At 70.6% G+C, this 5056-nt stretch carries 3 protein-coding genes; 1 reads left to right on the top strand and 2 read right to left on the bottom strand.

All coding sequences use genetic code 11. The features are described from left to right. Positions 1-141: 141 nt before the first annotated feature. Positions 142-1893 carry a sulfate permease gene (gene sulP, locus MJ785_RS16910; protein ID WP_370651718.1) on the bottom strand — a complete coding sequence of 584 codons (1752 nt, stop codon included), beginning with the start codon at positions 1891-1893 and terminating at the stop codon, positions 142-144. Positions 1894-2073: 180 nt separating this feature from the next. On the opposite strand from sulP, the gene MJ785_RS16905 reads away from it, so the two are divergent. After that, positions 2074-3663 (top strand): GAF domain-containing SpoIIE family protein phosphatase, encoded by a 1590-nt coding sequence (locus MJ785_RS16905; protein ID WP_370652968.1) that lies wholly within the window; start codon positions 2074-2076, stop codon positions 3661-3663. Positions 3664-3724: 61 nt separating this feature from the next. On the opposite strand, the gene pabB is transcribed toward MJ785_RS16905, so the two are convergent. Further along, positions 3725-4885 (bottom strand): aminodeoxychorismate synthase component I, encoded by a 1161-nt coding sequence (gene pabB, locus MJ785_RS16900; protein ID WP_239313938.1) that lies wholly within the window; start codon positions 4883-4885, stop codon positions 3725-3727. Between the last annotated feature and the right edge of the window lie 171 nt (positions 4886-5056).

Genomic DNA, 5056 nt, shown 5'->3' with positions numbered 1-5056 from the left:
CCCGAGGATAGGGCGTTCGATCAGTGAGCGGCTCAGCCGCGCCCGATCCGGCAAGGCGGCGGAGGAAGGCGCCCTGGTGCTGGGAGCCGACTGACGACAACGCGGCCGGGCGGGATGCGGGGAGCCGCGAGCCGGACAGTCCTATCCTCGGGCGCTCTTATCTGCGAGGCCGGCGGCCTCCGTGTACGCGGCGATCGCGGCGGGCAGGGTCGGGAAGATGCGGCCGGCACCGATCCGGCTGGCCACGCCATGGGCGACAAGAGCGTCGAGCAGCTCCTGTTTGACGCGGGCGAGCGCGACGACGATGCCCCGGCCGGCGAGTTCCGCGCGTAGCTCCTCCAGGGCGTCCAGGCCGGTGATGTCGACCTCGGTGTTCGCCTCCATGTTGAGGACGAACCACTCGACGGGGCCTCGTCGCGCCATCTCGCCGACAGCGGCAAGCGCGCGGCGACGGAAGTTCTGGGCGTTGGCGAAGAAGATCGGCGAGTCGTAGCGGTACATGACAAGACCCGTGATGAGTTCGGCGCCCGGGTAGTCGTCGATGTCGTGCATGCCCTCGACCCCGGGCACGCGGGCGAGGATCGCGTCGTGCGGCCGCGCCACCCGCGTCAGCAGGTCGGCGAGCGACAGGGCGACGGCGATCAGGATGCCGTAGAAGATGTCGAAGGTGAGCACACCGGCGAGCGCGGCGAGCGCGAGCAGCAGTTCGCTGCGCCGGAACCGGGCCAGGCGCCGGAAGCCCGCCACATCCACCAGCCGGACCGCGGCATAGATGACGATCGCGCCGAGCACGGCCGTCGGGAAAGCGGCCAACGCCGGGTGCAGGAACAGCAGCACCCCGACCACGGCGACGACAGCGACCAACGAGTGCAGCTGGCTGCGGCTGCCGGCGGCTGCGCCGAGCGCGGTGCGGCTGCCGCTGCTGCTCACCGGGAAACCGGACAGGAGCCCGGTACCGAGGTTGGCCGCGCCGAGCGCGAACAGCTCCCCGCCCGCGTCGATCTCCCCGTGGCCGGCGCGGCTGGCAAACGCCCGGGCGGTCAGCATGTTGTCGGTGAACCCGACGAACAGCACCCCGAGAGCGGGGATCACCAGCTTGACCAGGTCTTCGGCAGCCGGCGGCGTCGGCCGGGGCAGGCCGCCGGGAATGCCGCCGACGACCGCGATCCCACGCGCGCGCAGATCGAACACCGCGGCGACGGCTGTGGCCAGCACGACGGCGAGCAGCGGCCCCGGCACGCCAGGCCAGCGCCACTCGAGCAGGAAAAGGAACACCAGCACGCTCGCGGCGAGCGCGACGGTGCCCACCTGGGCCGCCCCCACGTGATGTACGAACGACGCGACCTCACCGTACAGATGCTTGCCCGACACGGGAACACCGGTCGTCTTGCCCAGCTGACCGACAATCATGATGATGGCGACACCGGCCAGGTAACCGACCAGGATCGGCTGGGAGAGCAGATCGGCGACGAACCCCAGCCGCACCACCCCCGCTATGAGCGCCAACAGCCCGACCACAACCGCAAGCGCCGCCGCGAGGGCCGCGTACCGGCCCGGGTCCCCCGTGGCCAGCGGCCCGATGGTGGCGGCTGTCATCAGCGCCGTCGTCGACTCCGGGCCGACGGACAGCTGTCGCGAGGACCCGAACACCGCGTAGATCGTCAGCGCGGGCAACGCCGCCCACAGCCCCGCCACCGGCGTCAGACCCGCGACCCCCGCATAGGCCATCACCTGCGGCACCAGGTAGGCCGCCACCGTCACTCCGGCAAGCACGTCGCCGCGCAGCCAGGCGCGGCGATACCCGTGCACCCACCCCAGCGCCCGCGGCACCCGCGGTACCCGTCCCACCCACCCCACCGCGCCCCTCGTCACCTGACGATGATCTGCCGCCATCCGCTGTATCGGCCTTTCCAGGCACGACAAGCGAGCATTGTCCCGCTGGCCGCCCTGGCGCGCCTGACCGAGTGACTGCCGCCGGAAGCTGTTCGACCGGGGCGGCCCGCGGATGTTCTTCCAGCCGCTCGTCGAGCTGGCCACCGGACGAAACCGGACAGTGAACCCTGAGCGACAGCCATGCATAATGTCGATTGCTGTTTCGTTCACTTCGTTCGACGTCCACCCGATCGGTCATTCGCAGACCCGTCCCCCGCGTCTGCGCCCACCCGGCCGGGCACGCTTGTAAAGGGCTATCCAACCGCACGGACCTGCGGCAGCCGGCCCCATGCGACAGGGCACGGGGGCGCCCGGCTCGACGTTGGAGGGGACCTTGTGAGCCAGTACGGCGAAGCCTGCGGCCACCCGGCGCGGGGCACCCAGACAGAGGCCCACGCCGCTGAGACCGTCGAGCCGATCCCCGCCCGGATCGCGCAGCTGCGTCGCGCCAACGAGCGCGTGCGGGCGCTGCTGGACGCTGTTCTGCTCATCAGCCGGGAACTGGACCTGCCAGTTGTGCTGCGGCAGATCGTCAGCACCGCCATGAAACTCGCCGACGCCCGCTACGGCGCCCTGGGCGTGCTGGACGAGCGGGGCAAAGGCCTGGCGGAGTTCATCCCGATCGGTCTGAGCCAGCAGGAGTACCACGCCCTGGCGGGAATCGAGCAACCACACGGCCATGGGCTGCTGGGCCACCTGATTCGGCAGCCGACCTCGATCCGCGTGGACGATATTCCCACGCACCCGGATTCGGTAGGATTCCCACCGGGTCATCCACCAATGCGCACCATGTTAGGCGTCGGCATCGGTGTGCGTGGCCGAATATACGGAAACATCTATCTTTGCGACCGATCGGATGGGCGGCCTTTCGACAAGGAGGACGAGGCTGTCGTCGTGGCGCTGGCAGGTGCCGCCGCTGTCGCGGTGGAGAACGCCCGCCTGTTCGACCAGGTCCGCACCGGTGCCGAACAGTTTCAGCGCCTGCTCCTGCCCCGCCTGCCCAACCTGGCTCCGTTGTCCGTCGCCGAGGTCTACAAGGCATCGACGCAACGAGGCTCGCGAACAGGGCATGTCGGTGGGGACTGGTACGACGCCCTGCTGCTGCCCGACGGAGCGGTCGGGGCCGTCGTCGGCGACGTCGTCGGCCATGACCTTGTCGCCGCGGCCGCCATGGCCCAGACCCGCAACATGCTGCGCGCCCTGCTGTACGACAAATGCGGCCCACCCAGCGCCGTGCTCACTCAGCTCGACCACACGCTGGAAGCGATCGAGGAAAATCCGGTGACCACCATCTGCCTCGCGCGCATCGAGCCGATGGGCGGGAGGTGGAAACTGTCCTGGAGCAGCGCCGGCCATCTCCCACCGCTGCTGCTCACCCCCGACGGCGGCAGCCGCTACCTGCAGACCGAGCCCGACGTACCGCTGGGGGTCGACGTCGGCCTGCCTCGCCACGACCGCACTCTCGCGTTACCGCCAGGCGCCACCCTGATTCTGTTCACCGACGGGCTCGTCGAACACCGTTCCCATCCGATCGACCATGGTCTGGCCGCGCTCGCCGCGCTGGCCGCGACCTACGCCGACCAGCCGTTACCCACGCTGTGCCACGCGCTGGCCGACGAACACCCCAGCGACGGCCACGACGATCTGGCCGTCATCGCGCTCCGCATCCCCAGCGAAAGCCGCGTCCGCCTGGCCGGCCAGCCGCCGCACCATGCGGACGTATCGTCCTGACCCGACGGCGGCAGCGGGACATGTCCAGCGACGTCACGCGGATACCCAATGATTATCCGCGTCAACAGCACCGGGAACGGTCCAGGCGGACGAGGCGGGTGAAAACCTCCGTCTTGGCGGCCAGCTCCGCGTACTCAGCGGCGGGATCGGAGCCCCAGGTGATGCCACCGCCAACGCCATAGGCAGCGACGCCCGTGGCACGGTCGAGCAGAACAGTACGGATCGGGACACTGAAACGAGCCTGGAAAGGGGCATCGGCAGGCGCAACCATGCCGATGGCGCCACAGTAAACGCCCCGCGGACCATCCTCCACATCCCGGATGATCTCCATGGTGCGCGGCTTGGGCGCACCGGTGACCGAGCCGCACGGGAACAGCGCGCGGAACACCTCAGGCAGGCCGATGCCTGGGCGCAGGCGCGCGCACACCTCCGAGGTCAGCTGGTGCACCGTCGCGTACCGCTCCGCGTGCAGCAGGGAGGTCACCCGTACGCTGCCGGTGACCGCGACTCGGGCGAGGTCGTTGCGCACCAGGTCGACAATCATGATGTTCTCGGCGCGTTCCTTCTCGCTGGCGCGCAGAGCCGCGACGATCACCGCGTCCTCGGCCGGGGTATCGCCCCGGCGCGCGGTGCCCTTCATCGGCCGCATCCGCACCTGCCGGCCCCGGGTCTCGAAGAACAATTCCGGGCTGGCGCTGGCGACAACGAACATGCCGACGTCGAGGTAGGCGTTGAAGGCGCCGCGCTGGCCGAGCGCGAGGTCGGTGTAGAGGGCGAACGGGTCACCGAGGGTCTCGGCGGTCAGGTGGGTGGTCAGGTTGACCTGGTAGGTCTCGCCCGCGGCGATGTGCCGGCGGACGGCCTCGACGCGGGCCCGGTGGGTCTCGGAGTCCCAGGCCAGCCACCACTCGCCGACACGGTAGGCAGCCGGGTCCGGCTCGCGGACGGCTGGGACGAGACGGGGCGGGGCACACACGCCGAACCAGGCCAGCGGCAGGCCGTGGGCGGGCGGGTGGACAGCGAGGCGCCGGTCCAGCGCCGCCTCGTAAGCAACGAAGCCGCAGGCCCACCAACCCCCGGCGGTCGCGGCCTCGACCTCGGCCAGCAGCGGGGCGACCTCGTCGGGCCGGACCGCCGCCAGACGGCAGGCGGGCCGCGAGAACTCCCAGGCAACACCGGCCCGCAGGTCGTCGAACCTGGCGAAGCAGTTCCGGCCTCGCACGACCTCTCCTCTCCGTTTCCCTGGCCCGCAGCCGGCGTCCCCGGCTCGCGGCCGGCGTCGCCGCCGTCGCGAGGGCGCGTGGGACGCGCGTGGGACTTCCGTGAAGCGCCGCATTCTCTCGCTCATCGCCGACATACGCCCCCGCGAGGTGCGTTGGGACCGCTCCTCACG

This window comes from Protofrankia sp. CiT1 (assembly GCF_917627335.1).
GTDB lineage: Bacteria > Actinomycetota > Actinomycetes > Frankiales > Frankiaceae > Protofrankia.
Note: the sequence above shows the minus strand (reverse complement) of the source record. Positions and strands in the feature narration are given on the sequence as shown.